A 905-nucleotide genomic window follows, 5' to 3' on the forward strand; every position below is an offset into this window, starting at 1 on the left:
GCAGCAGGTGCCCAGCCATGGCAAAGCCCCATCCAACGCTCGACGTGGCCACGAGACTCATAATATCCCTTCCCCGACTCCCATGAACGTTGGGTCAGCGTGAAATTCTCATCTCCAACCAAGAGATCATATTTTTCCGCTGGCGACAAATCATCACGATCTTGACCTTGATAATACTCTAGTGGTTTTTGCGAATGACTGAAGTTGAAATAGTCTTGCCAATTGTTCGCTCTCAGTTCCTTATCGGCATAACGCCAAGCAAGTGCACCAGAATAAAGAGGCCAATAGGTATCTGACCAAGGTTGAACATCAAGTCGTGTTTGATTAGGTACCACTTGAGCCAATTGGTTTAAGTTTCGAATCAGTCCGTTCCCTGCATCAACTAAACGAGCAGGATTATCGTTTTGTCGAATCGGTGATAATAAGAACTCTGATATTTCTGAGTTTGCCTCTCCCCTTCTCATGATGGTGCCTCTCATCAAGTCTCGATGACGACTCATATACTCGGAGTTCTTGGAAAAGATAACCTGACCAGTTTTTTCTGGAATAGCATCCATAACCGTCTGGGGAGATTCATGAAACGCCTCCATGAATTCAGTGACTTGTGAATCACTAGCGACTGCGGCATATGGGAGTATCGCTGACAATAAAGTTACGATCGTTTTCATTAAAATTTCTACTCTCTCAGTTACTATTGTTATTGATAATAATTACCATTAACAGGACAAAGTAAGCAGAGTGGTTCGCTTTATGGGATAAATCAATTTCACGATCGTGCCAATAAATCAAACTGTGATTCGCTTTCGAATAACACCTCCATTTATCTTCTGAACTAATTAGAACGCGAACTATCTATAAATAATCAGATAGATACGCAACAACCCATATTAAACAGCAGGCATAAT

1 pseudogene is annotated in these 905 nt (G+C 42.0%); it reads right to left on the reverse strand.

What is annotated here, in order from left to right:
- A pseudogene (locus BCT81_RS28955) lies at nt 1-668 on the reverse strand (peptidase); the annotation flags it as partial.
- Between the last annotated feature and the right edge of the window lie 237 nt (nt 669-905).

Origin of the sequence: Vibrio sp. 10N.261.52.A1, from assembly GCF_002876325.1 — a bacterium.
GTDB lineage: Bacteria > Pseudomonadota > Gammaproteobacteria > Enterobacterales > Vibrionaceae > Vibrio > Vibrio chagasii.